We start from the raw sequence: 17,127 nt of genomic DNA, 5'->3' as shown, positions 1-17,127 counted from the left end.
ATGCTCTTTCGCTTGCTGCACATTGCCTGTGGTTTGATGATCATCCTGCTGGGTGTAAAGGTTTACGATCTGGTTGGGTATGTCGATGCCTCAACGGATTCATCGTTGATGTCGTCTGCCATGGCGCAGCCGGCCGCGATGCAAGTTGTCCCTAAAGCTGCTGCTGGCGAGGCTGCGAGCAAACGCGCCGATGCAGAGGACGGGAAGCCTGCTCAACAGAAGGCCCCCTCCTCGGACCTTTGCAAGTCAGGGGGCTGCCAGGGCGCATTGTCTCCGACAGGCACGGTGGACGCTATAACTCCTGACCCAACACTGAAAACAGAGCTGGCTGCACGGCAGCAGGAACTGGATCGCAAGGCTGCGGCGTTGGAAGATCGGCAGCGACTGGTGGATGCAGCAGAAGAAGAGCTGCAACGTCGGATGACCGCACTCCAGACATCCCGTTCGCAGTTTGAAGAGACAGCACGACATTCGGACGAGCTTCTGAACCAGGATGCGGAAAGACTGGTCAGGATTTATGAGGCGATGAAGCCTGTCGATGCGGCTGCTATTTTCAATATTCTTGATCTGCGGGTTGGCGTCGGCCTCTTGAACCGTATGAGCCCGCGGAAGGCTTCAGCGATCATGGAAGCCATGTCTCCACAACGAGCCATTCTGGCTACGCAGCTTCTTGCCAATGCTCATGCGCATCCAGGTATGCATATTGGGGATAACGGGTGATGTTGGCTCGGGGCTGCCTCTTCGCTCTGACAATGCTGCTGCTCCCACAACACGCAGTAGCTTTGCCGCCCGCCGCAAGTGCGCTTCTTCCCTCAGGATGGTCATTCCTGAACGATCCATCTCCACTTCTATCCGGTCAGGAAAAGGCTGGAGCGTCGGTCGGGCGTACAGATCTCAGTGCCCGGCCTGTCATGCCGGCGAATGAGCGCGTCGTCCCGTCTGCCACTGGATTATGGTTGCCTCTGGGGGAAATGACGCCCGTTGCCGCATTTCAAAATGGTCGACGTCTCCTGATCGTTGCTGCCGGTCGCCACGTCATCGACACCGCAGGGCTAACGAATGTTGCTCCATTCGAAGGTGTATCTGCTCGCATTATGGCGGATGTGACAGCTGTCAGCATCCTGTGTCCTGAAGGATCCAGTCCATTAATCAGACCCGTCGGGCATGGATGGACGGTGTCTTTCGGACGTCAATCAACTGCATCCCCAGATGTTATGTTGTTAGGGCAAGATGAGGGTGCCCTGACCTTCACGCCGCCTCGGGAGGACGGAGCTCTATTTGTTGTCACGTTTCGGGATCCGGATTCGGGCCGGCGGCTGCTGCTCGGTCTCTCACGGTCTGGTTCTGTCTCAGGTGATTTGATCCGGCGGGGAGCTGGCTTTGAGGTGCGTCCTAGTCTGATGGGGCTGGTCATTGCCGCAGATGCCGATGCAATCGAGCTCAGGCAAAATGGAAAGCAGTTTTTTCTTGATAGAGTTTGCCCCAGCGATACTCCGCTGCTTGCTGGAGGGAAAGTTGCTGCTTATGGGGCTTCGGATGCCGGAGTAGCGTTGGCTGGCAGCCCACCGGAAGGTTTGCGAGAGAGTGTGCGTCGCGCTCAAATTGCGGCGGCCATGGCATCGGCGGGCCAGCGTTTTGATGCGCGGATCCGTCTGGCGCAAGCCGCGGCAAGGCTAGCTAATGGTGCATTGGTTTCACAGGTTCTGCAGGTAGCATTGGAAGACCAGCCTGAAGGGAGCACCCGCAAAGATGTACGAAGGCTGAGACAAATTTCGGCTGTGCTAAATGGTCGCGCGGATCCGTCTCTGTTGTCAGAGGAAGAAGGGGCAACGCCGGAGGATCAGTTCTGGCGAGGAATGGTACGCGGGCAGCTCCCCATTACGGGAGAAGGACCTGATGTCGATGTACAGCGCACCCGCACGGCCAGGTTGATTGCGGCGGGACTACCTTCTGTATCGGGATATTCTAAACCTTTGCGGCATCGTCTGCTGCGGGCGGCTGCAGAGTGGGTTGTGCGGTATGGCACAGCAAAAGATCGGGGCGTTCTCTTATCCCTTCCCTTGGTACCGGAAACCGTTCTTGCACGTGCCTTAGCAGCAGTTGAGACACATGCGTTGGATGCAAGAGGGCAGCTTGAGACGCTCGCTCATGATCCTTCTCCTATGGTGTGGCCGGTTGCCAGCGAAGCTGCTCTTCGCTTCGATCTTGAAAAAGGTGCATCATCCGCGAAAGCAATTGGTGAACGTGTGGATGGTCTTATGCCTGCCTTTAGAATGGCCGGAAGGGAGCGTGAGGCACGACTGCTGAGTATTGATGCGTTCATCAAAGGGAAAGAATGGCGCGCCGCTCAACAGGGCGTGCAAGACGGGCAGGCTGTCTATGGGAAAGCTGGTTTTCCTGGTCATGACAGGTTGCTCGTTATTGCCCGTGGGTTCGCAGAACAGAAAGACATTGAAGCAAAGAGTGCTCTTGCTGAGGTCGAACTGTTGAAAGCAGCACTGACAATTGAGCCGAATGACCCGACATTACAGGCTTATTTTCTGAATGCTCTGGAGCGTCGATATGCGGTGCTAGGCCTTCCGGACGCTCAACGGACGGTATTGCGTGGTCTTCTTCAGAACCAGCAAGAACCTGAACATCAGGATACTATGGTGAAGCTGGTTCGTCTGGATCTTGATGCGAAAGACCTGAGCGCTGCACTTCATGATTTACCGTCGGAAAACCCCGCCGATGTATCTGTGCTGCCGGGAGGTCAGCCAGAAGCATTAGAGGTATCGTTGCTTCGTGCTGAAGTCGCGCGTGAGCAACACGATTTGCCTAAGGCTGCGCACTACCTCACAGGTCGGACAGAGACACAGGCATTGAAAATGCGTGGGCAGTTGATGGAGCAGGCGAAGGACTGGGCTGGCGCAGTCTCTGCTCTGAAACCTGTCATCGATGCAGCCTGGACAGGGCGTAAAGAGGCTTCAGCTCTGTCGCCGGATCTGGAAGCGTTGGTTCTGGAGCTGGCTGGCGATGCCTCAAGGGCCCATGATGATACCACCCTATCTGCTCTAAAAAGGCAGTATGCTTCTCTCATGGAGCGTTCGGCGTCCGCAGGGGTTTTTAAGCTTCTGGTTGGTGAAAGCTCGGCCAAGCCGCCTGCCGGTGGATAAGGCCTTTAGGTGCTATGAGCCTTGAGAAAGGTCTGTATGCCGTATGCGATGAACTGGACCAGGTTTTCGCCTTCTTTGGGCGGCTTGCAATGCGTGAGGTGCGCCAGGAGCGGGCCACCCAGGGTCATACTGAAAAGCAGATCTGCCGCTTCTTCAACGTTCTCGATATGGAGATGGCCGGCCTCGGCCTGTTTGGTCAGCCACTGCTGAACGGGGAGGGCCCTTCCGGAAAGATGAAACAGGTCTGTCACGATTTGTCGTACGGCAGGATTTCGCGTGGTTTCCGTGATGATGGACTTCAGAAGGCCAAGGCGCTCTTCATTTAGGAGTTGCTCCGCGAGGAGCGTCATCATCATCTGGAGCTGTTGGGGAAGAGGGTCTGTTTCAACCGGGGTATATGGAAGCGGAGCGAAAAGCCGCTCTATGATAAGGGTCTCGAAAAGAGATTTTTTAGACTCGAAAAACTGGTAGAGCGTCTTTTTGGACATTCCGGAGCATGCGGCAATGCTGTCCATGGACGCTGCATGATACCCATGAGTCGTGAGCATTGAACTTGCAGCATTCAGGATCCGCGTCTTGCGCTCTACGTCATCCACTGAACCGTTATGATCGCAGCACCGCAGCTTGCGGGTATCGGGTAGGGCGGAAGTGGGACTGTTCAAGATCAACTCCGGGATTATTCGTACCGGCCGAATTGACGTTCATCAAAGAAACCGGCTAGTTTCCGGAACAACTGGAAACTGCGTGGTTTCTGTATCACAGGATAGCGGCTGTATCATGCCTTCTTTTCAGAAAACATTTTGGATGTCGTCCGCGACTGTCGTCTTGGAGAAAGGTCAGATGCGCCGTCAGGCCAAAACAATGATCCCTTTGCTGGCAGCCGTGCCTTTCTTGGTTGCTGGCTGTCAGAAAAAAGCCGCCGCTCCGCAATTGCCGCCACAGCCTGTTGGCGTCATGACGCTGCAAACCCAGCCGGTTACGCTGGAGACGTCTCTTCCCGGCCGAACGGATGCCTATGAACAGGCGCAGATCCGTCCGCAGGTGAATGGTGTGATTGTCTCGCGTGACTTTGAGCAGGGTGCGGACGTCAAAAAAGGGCAGCAGCTGTTCCAGGTTTATATTGCGCCGTATCAGGCCGCTTATGACCAAGCCAAGGCGCAACTCATGAATGCTCAGGCCGTTGCCACGCGCGCGGCTGGTCAGCTTCGCCGTTATGCGCCGCTGGTGAAGGCGCATGCTGTCAGCTCACAGGACTATGACAACACGCTTGCAACGGCCCGCGAAGCTGAAGCGCAGGTTGCTCAGGCGAAAGCCAATCTTGAGGCCGCCGCAGTCAATCTGAATTACACGCATGTCCGCGCCCCGATTGATGGCCGTATCGGCCGTACGCTTTATACGCCGGGTGCGTTGCTCACGGCAGGGCAGACACAGCCGATCGCAGTCGTGACACGGCTTGATCCAATCTATGTGGACGTCAATCTGGCCGCCTCTGACATGCTGCGTCTCAAGCATGAACTGGCAACGGGGCAGGTTGAGCGTAAAGGCGATGATGCCGCTGCTGTGGGTTTGAAGCTGGAAGATAATTCAGATTATCCCCAGCGCGGCAAGCTCCAGCTTTCGGAAGTCACGGTCGATCCTGCAACGGGAACGCTTGTCATGCGAGCTGTTTTCCCGAACCCGGATCATCTGCTTCTGCCGGGAATGTTTGTGCATGCCCATATCCGCGAAGGTATCGACCCGAACGGCATTCTGGTGCCGCAAGTGGCCGTGCAGCGTGACTCGAAGGGCAATCCTTTCGTGATGACCGTTGATGCCGAAAACAAGGTGCAGCAGCGCCCGATCCAGACGACCCGGACGATTGGCAAAGACTGGCTGGTGACGGGCGGCGTCAAGGCTGGCGACAAGATCATCGTGAACGGTCTGCAGAAGGTTCAGCCGGGTGCGAAGGTCGCACCTCAGGAAGTTCCCGCGGGAAAGGCTGAGTAACAGCACATGACGCTCTCACGCTTTTTCATTGATCGGCCGATCTTTGCATGGGTGATCGGGCTGATCATCATGCTGGTTGGTGGCGTTGCCATCACCCGCATGCCGATTGCCCAGTATCCCAGCATCGCACCGCCGCAGATCGCCATTTCTGTCATGTATCCGGGCGCTTCGGCGGAAACCGTGAATAACACGGTTGTCCGTCCGATTTTGCAGCAGATGTATGGTCTGGATCATCTCGAATATCTGTCTGCCTCGTCCTACGCGAGCGGACAGATGGAAATCGATCTGACCTTCGAGCAGGGGACCAATCCTGACATTGCTCAGGTCCAGGTTCAGAACAAGCTCCAGCTGGCGCAGCCGCGTCTGCCGTCTGAAGTGACCGCGCAGGGTCTGGGTGTCACGAAGGCCACCAAGAACTTCATGATGGTTCTGGCTTTTATTTCCGAAGACGGAAGCATGTCCGGCCAGGACATTGCCGATTATGTGGCGTCCAATATCTCTGATCCGCTGTCGCGTGTGTCAGGTGTGGGCGATCACACACTGTTCGGCTCAGAATACGCGATGCGTATCTGGCTTGATCCGTCCCGGCTGTATAATTACGGCCTGACGGTCGGCGATGTGCAGTCCGCCATTCAGGCCCAGAATATTCAGGTTTCGTCCGGTGAGTTGGGCGGTTTGCCCGCTAAAAAAGGCATCGGATTTGACGCAACGGTTATTGGTCCGACGCGTCTGAGTTCGCCTGAAGAATTTAACAAAATTCTGCTCAAGGTTCAGCAGGACGGCAGTCAGGTTCGCCTGAGCGACGTGGCCCGTGTTGAACTTGGTGCACAGAGTTACGCTCTCGGTTCCGTCTATAACGGTCATCCTGCATCTGCGATGGCTCTGAAGCTGGCGCCGGGCGCCAATCAGCTTCAGACGGAAGCCGCAGTCCGTAGTCGAATGACAGATCTGCAGCGCTATTTCCCGCATGGTCTGAAGCTGGTTTACCCGCTTGATACGGAGCCGTTCATTACGCTCTCGATCAAGGAAGTTATCGAGACGCTGGTTATCGCCATCATTCTCGTGTTCTTCGTGATGCTGATCTTCCTTCAGAACTTCCGTGCCACGCTGATCCCTACGATTGCTGTCCCGGTTGTTCTTCTGGGCACGTTCGGGCTGCTGTCCGTGATGGGATACAGCATTAACACCCTGACCATGCTGGCTATGGTTCTGGCTGTTGGTCTGCTCGTGGACGATGCGATCGTCGTTGTTGAAAACGTCGAGCGTGTGATGACGGATCAGGGCCTGTCTCCCAAGGAAGCTGCTCGCCAGTCCATGGATGAGATTTCCGGCGCCCTGATTGGCATTGTGCTGGTTCTGACGGCTGTGTTCCTGCCGATGGCCGCCTTCGGTGGTTCTACCGGTGTGATTTATCGCCAGTTCTCTATCACCATTGTTGCCGCCATGTGGTTGTCTGTTCTGGTGGCTATGGTCATGACGCCGGCACTCTGCGGGTCCATGCTGAAGCCTACCCATAAGGGACATGAGCGTGGTCCGGCAGCCTGGTTCAATCGCAATTTTGACCGCCTGACCAATGGTTATCTGAGCGGTGTGAAGTGGCTGATCCGCGCGCCTGTTGTCAGCATGGTTGTCTTCCTGCTGCTGACTGCCGGTGTGGTGTTCCTGTTCAATCGCGTGCCTGGCGGGTTCCTGCCTGACGAAGATCAGGGAATCATCTTCGGTCAGGTCACGATGCGCAATAACGCAACGCAGGAGCAGACCGCTGCCGTCAACAAGAAGATCACGGATTACGTCCTGAAAAATTACGGGGACTACGTTCAGTCAGTCTTCACGATGAATGGCTTCAGTTTTGCCGGGCAGGGTCAGTCTGCGGGTGCGTTCTTTATTCGAATGAAGCCGTGGGATCAGCGCCCCGGTGCTGCCCATACGACGATGACCGTGTCTCGTGAAATCATGATGCACTTCTGGATGGATCCGGATGCGCAGATCTTCGCAGTCAACCCCCCAGCCGTGATGGAGCTGGGTAACGCTACCGGTTTCGATCTGGAGCTTGAGGACACAGGCCATCTGGGTCACGCAGCCCTGCTGGCTGCGCGGAATCAGGTGCTGATGGAAGCAGCTAAAAATCCGCTCCTTCAGGCTGTTCGTCCGCTCGGCATGGAAGATGCGCCGCAGTTCAAGCTGGACATCAACCGTGAACGTGCGAATGCACTTGGTCTGACCAACGCTGACATCAACACGACGCTGGAAGGTGCTCTTGGCTCCATCTACGTCAACCAGTTCATGCGTGATGACCGTGTGAAGCAGGTCTATATTCAGGGTGAACCCTGGGCGCGTATGACGCCGGAAGATCTGAACCGCTGGTACGTCCGCAATACGACGGGCACGATGGTTCCGTTCAATGCCTTTGCTTCCGGTACGTGGGAAAGCGGCCCCCAGAAGGTCGAAGACTACAACGGCATGAACTCCTATGAGATTCAGGGGCAGCCCGCCGTTGGGTCCAGTTCCGGTCAGGCTATGAGCGAGATGGAAAAAATCCTCGCCAAGCTGCCACGTGGCATCGGGTATGAGTGGACGGGTCTGTCCTACGAGCAGCTTGCATCCAGTGGTTCAACGGGGCCGCTATATGGTCTGGCCGCTATCGTGATCATGTTCTGTCTCGCCGCGCTCTATGAAAGCTGGGCCATTCCGTTTGCCGTGCTTCTGGTGCTGCCACTGGGTGTTCTCGGAGCGATTGCTGCAACGTTGGGCCGTGGCCTTTCCAATGACGTTTACTTCCAGGTTGGTCTGCTGACGACAGTTGGCCTGTCTGTGAAGAACGCGATCCTGATTGTGGAATTTGCCAAGGCTTTCTTTGAAGAAGGGCAGTCTCTGGAAGAGTCCGTGATTGAAGCCGGGCGTGAACGTCTGAGGCCAATTCTCATGACGTCCATCGCGTTCGTCTGCGGTGTGTTCCCGCTTGCGATCGCAACGGGGGCAGGCTCTGCTGCACGTGTGGCCATCGGCACCTGCGTGGTTGGCGGCATGCTGTCTGCAACCTTGCTTGCGATTTACTTCGTGCCGGTATTCTTCGTGGTGGTGCTGCGTCTGTTCCGTGTGGTCCGGATCCGGGACCGGAAGGACGCCTATGCCCATCTGGATAATAAGGCGACACCTGCCATTGAAGGGGAGCACGGCGCATGAAGGCCCGTCTTGGATTTGCCGCGCTGCTGATGCTTTCCGGCTGCAACATGGCTCCCAGATATCATCAGCCGACGCAGGCTGTGCAGAATGCTTACCCGCAGGATACAGGCGCTAAGAACGTCTCTTCGGTGGCCAAATCCTATAATCTGGGATGGGAAGATTTCTTCACGGACCCTCGTCTGAAAGCTCTGGTCCAGTTGGGGCTCAGGAATAACCGGGATTTAGCCGCTCAGGCCGCGGCTATTACGGTGGCTCGTGGGCAATATGAAATTCAGAACGCATCCCTGTTCCCGATCATAACGGCCGGCGGGCAGGGCATGTTCATGGCGCCGTCAAGCACGGCAGGCTTCTCTTTTGCGCCAGGGCTTGGGACGAGCGTTTCGACCCTGCGGCTTTATCAGACGTCCATCGGCTTCTCGTCTTACGAGGTGGATCTCTGGGGCCGTATTCGCAACCTGACGAAGCAGCAGGCCGAGACGGTTCTGAACAGTGTAGAGGGCGCGCGGAACGTTCTGATTACGACAGTCTCGCAGATTGGCACGACCTACATTCAGTGGCTTGCGGATCGGGAACAGCTTCGCGTTACACGCGACACCCTGAAGTCCCAGCGGGATACGCTGCGTCTGACGCAGCTTTCCTACGACAATGGCGAGACAGATGCCCTGACGCTTGCGCAGGTCAAGACGCAGGTCGAGCAGGCTTCTGCGTATGAGGCGCAGTATTTGCGTGCCGTAGCGGATGACGAGCATGGTCTTCAGGTCCTGGTGGGTGTGCCGTTGCCGGCCGATCTGCCGCCGCCAGCACCATTTGGTGCTCAGACGATGATCAGTGATCTGCCGGAAGGGTTGCCGTCGGATCTTCTGGCCCAACGCCCTGATATTGTCGCGGCGGAGCACACCCTGATTGGTGCCAATGCAAGTATTGGTGCGGCGCGCGCAGAGTTTTTCCCGAAGGTCACGCTGACGGCGTCTGAGGGGACAAGCTCCCTTCAATTCCGCAAGCTGTTTACGCCGGGTGCCGAAACATGGTCGGTCTCGCCGTCCATCAGTTTGCCCATTTTCACCTGGGGGCAGAGTGAGGGAAATCTGCTGATGGCGAAGGGGCAGAAGCTCCAGTATGCCGCGCAGTATGAGAAAACTGTGCAGACAGCTTTCCGGGAAGTGTCCGACGCGCTTACGGCACGTGAGACCTACACGGCGCAGCAGCAGCATATGCAGTCGCTCGTTGACCAGTCACAGAAGGCCTATGACTTGGCAAAGATGCGATATGATGCAGGGATCGACAGCTATCTGACGACGCTTGAGCAGCAGAGAACGCTTTATCAGGCTCAGCAGAATGTCATTCTGGTGCAGGCTGCCCGATTCCAGAATCTTGTCACGCTTTACCGTGCGCTTGGCGGTGGGTGGAGCCAGAAGACGGTTTCGCCTACAGTGCCTGCCGCAACGCACTGACCGGAGAGCATCATGCGCAGGATCCTGACTACCACTTTGGCCGTTCTAGCCCTGACGGGCACGGCTGTCGCGCAGGATGCCGATGGTGACGGGCCCAAGAAGCCAAGCATGCATGAGCTGTATCATAGCTCTTCGCTGCCCCGGAGCCATGCTGACTTCAGTCGCTTCAAGTATCGCCCGCCAGGGGACAAGGTGGTTGAACAGCCGGATGCGTTTCGGCTGCTTTTCCGCACCCGTGACGGCCAGCCGGATGGTTATGCCGAACGTCGTGGTGATGCCGTGATCTACTATGATCGGTATGGCAAAGTGACGCATGTTCAGCCGCTTGCCCCGGACGATGAAACGCCGAACTGATCTGTTTCTTCGGCGACTGTTTTAGAAAGCCGCGCCCTATTTCAGGTGCGGGGCTTTTTTTTTTATTCGTAAGGAAATACGGGCTTATTCCGCTTCGTTCGTGACGAGGTTTATCGGAAATGAGAAACACTTTATCAAAAACCAGTTGAGAATGTTTCTCATTACCAATATAGGGGTTTTGAAATGTAAAGTTGTTTATCTGAATGAAGAGGTTCCGGTGACTGGTTCGCTGCGCACACACATCACGTCTCTTTCAGTTGCCGGTACGCTCCTGATGTCTTCGCAAGGCTATGCCGCTGCACCTGTGAAGCATGAGAAAAAACCAGATCGCAAACCGGAGTCATCAACGCGGCATCTGGAAGACAGTGCTGGGGTTGAAGGGTCGGATGTCGAACATCTGACAGTTCAGGGGCATGGCTTTAACACCATGCATCAGTCTCTCGGGTTGTCCCGGATGCCACAGGACGTGATGCACACGCCGCAGAACATCAATGTTGTGCCGCAGGCCCTGATGCAGCAGCAGAATGTCAAATCTCTTGATGAAGCTCTGAGGAATGTGCCGGGCGTAACAACGTCCATCGGTGAGGGTGCTGGTGGCATGAATGGGGATCAGTTTCTGATCCGCGGTTTTCAGGCCCAGAATGATATTTATGAAGATGGACTGCGGGACTTCGGTGTCTATTCCCGCGACTCATTCAATTTCGAAACTGTGTCCGTCATCAAGGGACCGTCTTCCGAAGTGTTTGGGAATGGCACGACAGGCGGTGCTATCAATATGGTGACCAAAACTCCTGGTTTGAAAAATCACTATTCGGCTGATTTTTCAGGCGGTTCAGGCAGTTATTATCGCGGCACATTGGATGTGAACCAGAAAATCAATGACTCTACGGCCTTCCGCATCACTGGAATGGGCGATGAGCATAATGTTGTGGGACGAGATTATATCTTCTCTCATCGCTGGGGTGTTGCTCCGTCTCTTGCATTCGGGATTGGCAAGAGAACAACGCTTGTTCTGCAATACATGCACCAGCAGGAAAACTCCGTGCCTGATTTCGGTGTTCCGGTTGTCACGAAACCGGGGGCAAAGTACGGGCAGCCTATTACGGAATACGGTATCCGCCGGACGAACTGGTACGGCACGGATAACGACCAGAACGCCACAAATTCCAACATGGAAACAGCGCAGTTCAGCTTCAAACTGAACAGGCATGTCACGTTCTATGATGATTTGCGGGGCGGTGAGTATTATCGCTCTTTCGCGGCTTCAAAAGCGACCTGCGATACGACGTGCGTGAACAACTACTTCAACGGAGATGCGTCAAAAGCGCTCGTTGCACGCTCCGGGCCAGTGGGTGCGGGGGCGGGCACAGGAACCGGCACCTACATGGCGCCGCTGCCGTATGAGCAAACGAGCTGGTCTGTGCAGAATGTCGGCTCAATGGTTGCAGACTTCCATACAAGCTTTCTCAGACATCAGGTTGTCGCCGGGTTTGATGTCGAACGCGTCAATGATGTTCGCTCACAGTCGACGTATCTGAAGCCAAAACCGTATGCGAACCTCGTTAATCCGAAGGGAAATGTCGGCAATCTTGATCTGGTACCGGGTGATATGAACCCGGCCGGTCTTGTGTCTCTGGGGTCACTGGGGGCGAAGTCGCATAGCAATGGCTACGGGTTCGATACGGGTCTGTTCCTGTTCGATCAGATCTGGTTCACCAAGTGGCTTTCTGTGAAAGGGGGCTTCCGCTGGGATCGTTGGCAGACGAGCTACAACCTAACGGGAGGAAATGTCGCGAAGAACCCCGATCAGCATTTTCATGATGTGACGGGTGTGTTCAATCCGAATGTCAGCCTCGTTGTCACGCCGGACGACCATCAGACTTATTATTTTACGTGGGCCAATTCCACGACCCCGATGGGAATGTACGTCACCAATGGGTCTGTTCCCATCCGTCCGGGGACCAATTCTTTTGCCAGTCCTGAGAAGGCTCAGCTTTATGAGCTTGGCGCCAAGTACAGCATTCTGCATGACCGGTTAGGTCTGACGGCCTCCTTGTTCCGTCTGGACAAAGGGAATGCATTGAACGCTGATCCCGTGACCGGTGAAATTCAGGGCTCTTCTGACCGGCAGCGTAATCAGGGTCTGGAATTGTCCGTCGGCGGTGTCATTCTGCCGGGCTGGAACGTGTCCGCGACCTATGCCCTTTATGATAGCAGCACGACGTCTTCTGCGACCAAGGCGAACCGCGGCAAGAATGTTCAGTATGTGCCACACAATCAGGCAACCCTCTGGTCAGCGTACAGCGCTTTCCCGGACAAGCCCTATAACCTGACAGTCGGTGGTGGGCTGACCTGGCGTGAGCATGTCTGGCTCGATACCGCCAATACTCTGCGTGCTCCGGCCAATCTGGACTTCAGTGCCATGATTTCCCATCGCTTTAACCGGCACTGGAAAATCTCCATGAATGGCTACAATCTTGCCAATAAACTCAATTACCAGAGCCTTTTCTCGAACCGTGCGACCCCCTCTGCAGGGCGTATGTTCCTGGGCGAAGTCAGCGTTGCGTATTGAGCGGCCAGGTTTTCGATTTGGAGCCAGCGCTTGGCGTAATGGGAAAACGCATTTTGTTTTCCCATTACGCTTGGGAGGCTTTTTGCCATTTGCGCAGTCCATGAACCGCCAGAACGACGAATATCGCGTAAAGGGCAGCTGTCGGGTAAAGGTCGCGACTGACGAACATGGCAACGTAAGCTGTGTCGATCACGATCCAGCAGGCCCAGCTGATCGTATGCCGCCGCGCAGCCCAGATCTGTGCAACCAGACTGTAACTGCTGAGCAGGGCATCAGCCACGGGGGTGGGATCGTCTGTAAAGCGAGCCAGACAGAAAGCCCACAGTCCGCCCCCAAGTGCGCCGATCAGAAGGCCAAAGAGTAACCCGCGTTCCGAAAGTGGCCGAATATGCAGGGTCTCATCCCCCTGCGCACCGTCTTTCATCCAGCGCCACCACCCATAGAGCAGGCAGCCACAGAATACGGCCTGAAGGCAGGCGTCGGCGTAAAGATGGGCTTTAAAAAACACCAACCCGTATAAGAGAGCGGCAAGAAGAGAGAGTGGCCAGCAAGCCATAGTGCGGCGTGCCGTCAGCCACACGCCGATGGCACTCAGAAGGGCCGCGATGAGTTCCGTCAGGGACATGCGGCAATGGCATCCAAAGTTTCGCGGAGCCAGTTCAGAAGGTGTTGACCGTCACGGCCTGCAAACCAGTGTGCATGCCCTAAAAGATAGTCTGCGTAGGCGACATGGGCTGATGCCTCATCCTGAACAAGCGTGCTGTAATACGCGACCTCAGATAATGCGAATTCGACATGAACAAGCGGCAGGAACGCAACGACCAGTTCGCGTTCTTGCGGAGTGAGGGGACGAACCCTGTGATAGCCCGCTAACAGGGCGCTCAGCTGGCTCCACGAGACAGCAAAGTGTGAGGACAGCCAAGAGATGGCAGTGCGCTCGATCGCCACTGCGAGATCGTACGCAGCGCAGGTGAGATCAGACATACCAAAATCAAAGATCCCGCAGATTTCGGCGTCTGGAGTGGCGGACGTCCAGAACTGGTTAGATGGATGCCAGTCTCCGTGTCCCCAACAGGGGATAATCTCTGTCAGGAGTGGTCGCAGTTTTGCGTGGAAAGGTTCCAGGACACGTAGGATCTGCTGCCAAGCCTCTGGATTGAGCGTCGTGTTGAGGCCCGGTTGAGACGCAGCCCAATGACGGAGGCCAGTCTCAAGATCGGGGTTGGTAATAGCGTTGAAGCTGGATAGCAAAAGCCGATCAGGCCGGGCGGGGGCGGCGTAATCTGTTGCAGCCAGATGAAGACGTGCGAGTGTGCCTCCTGCGGCATGCGCATGTTCTGAACAAAGAAACGGCTCCCAGGACTGAACATCTCGATAGAGATCCAAGCCGGGTAAGGGAGGGAAAACCTCATAAACCCAACCATGATCTGTCAGAGCGCAGTGTTGTTCCCGCGTTGTAAGCGCCGCAGTGACGGGTAAGCCATGGTGGCTAAGATGCGCCATGAAAGCATGTTCTTCCGTCAGGGCGTTCTGATCGCGCAAGCGTGGATCATGACGCTTCAGAAAAAGCATCGTGCCGTCGGTAAGGCTGATCAGGGCTGTCGCGGAGAACGGGCGTTGTCCATGCCACAGAACAGTTTCCGGAACGGCGGTAATGGGAAAAAACGCCAGAACACGTTTCGCCTCGGCGAGCGTCAGCGGCGGCCAATGCCGTTCAGCCTGCACACCATTGACGCCGAACTGTCCGGGAGCAGTCACGGGTTCAGAAGCCTGTGGACGCTGTGAACAGGGCCGCGAAACCGCCGCCGATATAATAACTCGGGGCGCTTCCGCTGATCGTGCTGCCGTAAATGCCAGTCGTGTCCTTTGCGTTCAGGGTCGGGCTGGCAACGCCGGACAGGGAGCGCTCATTAGTGATGTTGATGAAGTTCAGGCGTAGAGTTGGTTTGTGTAGGCGAGACAGATCACCGAAGCGGTAGCCGACGGAAATATCGCCAGTTGTGCGGTCTGACATCCGCTCATCATTCATGAACGTTGCGTATTGGTGCCCGGTGTAATGCAGGGTGGCCACGCCGAAGATGTGCCCGTCATCGTAGCTGATGCCAGCAGCGGCCTGAAGTGTCGGGCTGCGAACGGCGATTTTGCCTTTGGTCGGCAGAAGATCGCCACCTGAGGCGATGTTGTTATCAATGGTGGCGTGTAGATACTCGCCGGAAACATAGGGGCTGAAATGGTGCCAGGGGCGGAGGCCGATTTCCACATCCACGCCGCGAGAGGTCTGACCTCCGGCATTCATGGTCGTCTGAATGATGGAGCCGTTCTGGGAGGCCAGCGTTGAGATCTGGCGGTTGGTGAAATTGTAGTTGAACAGCGTCAGACTGCCGATGATCCATTGTCCCGTGCGGCGATATCCCAGTTCTTCGGAAATGGAATATTCGTTGCGGACATCCGCACTGCCTGTTGTCGCGAGTGCGCCGGAGGTCGGGTCGTAGGTGTTGTAAAGTGCCGTCTGGTCCGGGGCACGGAAGTTGGTCGTGGCGTTGAAGAAGATCTGGTTCTGCTCATCAATGCGCCAGCGGACGCCAAGACGCGGTAGAGGCTCCATGCTGTTTGACGCCACACGATACTGAGGGCCGGGAACATTGTTCGTGCCAGCGCGGCTCATCATAACGGCTTTGAAACCCGCTTCGATGGTCAGGCGATCATGAAGGAGCGAGATGTGATCGCCCACATACAGTGCGTTGGTCTGGGAAATGGTGTGGAAGCTGCCGCCCAGCAGTTTCTGTCCGTTCGCAAGATGGATCAGGCTGCTGCTGTTTTCTGCCCAGATATCGCCTGAAGCGCCGGTGGCGGAAACGGTTGTGAAGGGCTGCTGCTCGTTGTCGTCTCCGTAATCATACCAGTAACCGAGGACGAAATCGTTCCAGCCGGTTTTGTAATGCAGGGTGGAATTGAAACCGGAGCGATAACTGCGTTGCGTGTAGTTAGCACGTACGACAGCGGTTCCATCCTGTGCATTGGGGAGCGTGAGCGTGTCACTTAGGGGCTGAGTGCCGTTATAGAGACCTGTTTCCGTCAGTGTGGAGCCACCCGGAACGTTGCCATAGGCGAACTGTGCGTAGGGTGTGACGTCGAGGGAAAGCTGATGCGTCAGATGCAGATGGACTGGCGCGCCTGCATAGAAGGTGCGTTCCGGCGCGCGCCACAGACGCCAGTAATTGACGGCGTTGTCTGCGTTGGAGGCGTCATAATGGCCTGCAAGGTTGTTCGCGCCATGGATGCCATCGACTTTCCAGCTTTCCATCGTGACCTGCGGATAATAGCTGGTGACGGTGGTGTTGAAGGAGCCGATGAGGCTGGCGCGGTTGCCTTGGCCCCATTCCTTCAGGAACTTAAAATCGACATGCTGGCGCTTGTCCCCCCCCGGCCCACGCCAGTTGTCGCTGGCGCTGTGGGAATAGGACACAAAGCCACGAATGCCGGAATTGCCGATGTTGCCCGTTTCAAGGCGAATGAATTCGCGATTGGTGTCAAAGGAGCCATAGGAGACGCTGGCGAAGCCCCCGGCCTTCTGTGACGGATCGAGAAAGGACAGGCTCATCAGCCCCCCGGCAGCGTTTAGGACGGGACTATCCAGATCGGCCGACCCTTGGGCGAGCGCGACCTGACTGTAGTTCTCACTGTCGGCGAACTGGCTCGGATAGCCGGAATAATAGGCGACATCGTTCAGCGGTGTGCCTTCCAGCACATAGCCGATGGCATCATTGTTTAGGCCGCGAACGGTCAGGTTGGTGTTGGGCGAAAAGCCGAACGGATCGGATGTGGCGACATTCGCACCGGGCAGCATGGAGGCAAGCTGATAGGCCGTCGCCATCGGGGGCTGCTTGTCCATGTAATCGCGGCTGACTGTGCTGATAGAGCGCACACTGTTCTCCGGTCGGATCAGTCCACCGCCGGGCTGGTGCCCGGGTGCGCTGTCAGAAACGCGGTGAACGGTGATGTGCTCGGGCTTCGGGGCGATGGACGCAGGCGGGGTAAGGGCTGTGGTATCCGCCGCGCGCACTGTACCGGCACAAACGGTCAGGCCGAGCAGGAAGACAGGAACCTGGCGGGATTTGCGCGCAAATACGGTGGTCATGATGGTGCTGTCCCGCCTGCAATACTGCGATCCCCCCCATGCGCAGCGGGGACGACGAGAGACACCGAAAATCCAGTCTTTGGATCTGTCAGTAGCCACCATCCCTCCGCCAGCATGAACTGGATCAGGTTCTATGGGTCACTGCGCTGGTATGGCTCTAAAGCGCATACCCTCAGCAGTCTCTCAGCCCTTTGTCAGGGCACCCCAAGGTGAAGAAGCACTCCTTCATGGGCTGCGAGAGAATGTCAATAAATTCCGTAAGGCGTGGGGGGATCAAAATTTCGTCGG

At 56.3% G+C, this 17,127-nt stretch carries 11 protein-coding genes and 1 riboswitch; of the genes, 7 read left to right on the top strand and 4 right to left on the bottom strand.

Translation table 11 applies throughout. The annotated features are described in order from the left end of the window. Together HK24_RS04090 and HK24_RS04085 are read left to right on the top strand one after the other, a co-directional pair. Positions 1-720 (top strand): MotE family protein, encoded by a 720-nt coding sequence (locus HK24_RS04090; protein WP_086633425.1) that lies wholly within the window; start codon positions 1-3, stop codon positions 718-720. Beyond that, positions 720-3,155, top strand: coding sequence for a lipopolysaccharide assembly protein LapB (locus HK24_RS04085; protein WP_086633424.1), 2,436 nt, complete (start codon positions 720-722; stop codon positions 3,153-3,155). The genes HK24_RS04090 and HK24_RS04085 overlap by 1 nt, the downstream gene beginning before the upstream one ends. Positions 3,156-3,160: 5 nt before the next feature. Here HK24_RS04085 and HK24_RS04080 read toward each other — a convergent pair whose 3' ends face one another. Continuing rightward, a complete protein-coding gene (locus HK24_RS04080) occupies positions 3,161-3,817 on the bottom strand; it encodes a TetR/AcrR family transcriptional regulator (RefSeq protein ID WP_232309175.1) in 657 nt (218 codons plus the stop codon). Positions 3,818-3,932: 115 nt separating this feature from the next. Between HK24_RS04080 and HK24_RS04075 the strand changes: the two genes are divergently transcribed. From HK24_RS04075 to HK24_RS04055, 5 genes are all read left to right on the top strand, one after another. Then, complete coding sequence (locus HK24_RS04075; RefSeq protein WP_086633423.1) at positions 3,933-5,141, top strand: efflux RND transporter periplasmic adaptor subunit; 1,209 nt, start codon at positions 3,933-3,935, stop codon at positions 5,139-5,141. A gap of 6 nt (positions 5,142-5,147) precedes the next feature. Continuing rightward, on the top strand, positions 5,148-8,324 hold the full coding sequence (locus HK24_RS04070) for an efflux RND transporter permease subunit (protein ID WP_086633422.1): 3,177 nt from the start codon (positions 5,148-5,150) through the stop codon (positions 8,322-8,324). Beyond that, positions 8,321-9,775 carry an efflux transporter outer membrane subunit gene (locus tag HK24_RS04065; RefSeq protein ID WP_086633421.1) on the top strand — a complete coding sequence of 485 codons (1,455 nt, stop codon included), beginning with the start codon at positions 8,321-8,323 and terminating at the stop codon, positions 9,773-9,775. The genes HK24_RS04070 and HK24_RS04065 overlap by 4 nt, the downstream gene beginning before the upstream one ends. 12 nt (positions 9,776-9,787) lie before the next feature. Then, complete coding sequence (locus HK24_RS04060) at positions 9,788-10,129, top strand: hypothetical protein (RefSeq protein ID WP_046900735.1); 342 nt, start codon at positions 9,788-9,790, stop codon at positions 10,127-10,129. A 355-nt stretch (positions 10,130-10,484) separates the two neighbouring features. Next, positions 10,485-12,701, top strand: a complete 2,217-nt coding sequence (locus HK24_RS04055) for a TonB-dependent receptor domain-containing protein (RefSeq protein WP_086633583.1) — start codon at positions 10,485-10,487, stop codon at positions 12,699-12,701. Between the two features lie 64 nt (positions 12,702-12,765). On the opposite strand, the gene pnuC is transcribed toward HK24_RS04055, so the two are convergent. From pnuC to HK24_RS04040, 3 genes are read right to left on the bottom strand one after another with little or no spacing between them, the layout of a single operon-like run. After that, positions 12,766-13,326 (bottom strand): nicotinamide riboside transporter PnuC, encoded by a 561-nt coding sequence (gene pnuC / locus HK24_RS04050; protein WP_086633420.1) that lies wholly within the window; start codon positions 13,324-13,326, stop codon positions 12,766-12,768. Further along, complete coding sequence (locus HK24_RS04045; protein WP_086633419.1) at positions 13,317-14,459, bottom strand: phosphotransferase enzyme family protein; 1,143 nt, start codon at positions 14,457-14,459, stop codon at positions 13,317-13,319. Before HK24_RS04045 ends, pnuC begins: the two co-directional genes overlap by 10 nt. 4 nt (positions 14,460-14,463) lie before the next feature. Then, positions 14,464-16,839 carry a TonB-dependent receptor gene (locus HK24_RS04040; RefSeq protein ID WP_086633418.1) on the bottom strand — a complete coding sequence of 792 codons (2,376 nt, stop codon included), beginning with the start codon at positions 16,837-16,839 and terminating at the stop codon, positions 14,464-14,466. Positions 16,840-16,923: 84 nt separating this feature from the next. Continuing rightward, positions 16,924-17,056, bottom strand: a riboswitch (TPP riboswitch). Between the last annotated feature and the right edge of the window lie 71 nt (positions 17,057-17,127).

This window comes from Gluconobacter sp. DsW_058 (assembly GCF_002153615.1).
Classification (GTDB): Bacteria; Pseudomonadota; Alphaproteobacteria; order Acetobacterales; family Acetobacteraceae; genus Gluconobacter; species Gluconobacter cerinus.
Note: the sequence above shows the minus strand (reverse complement) of the source record. Positions and strands in the feature narration are given on the sequence as shown.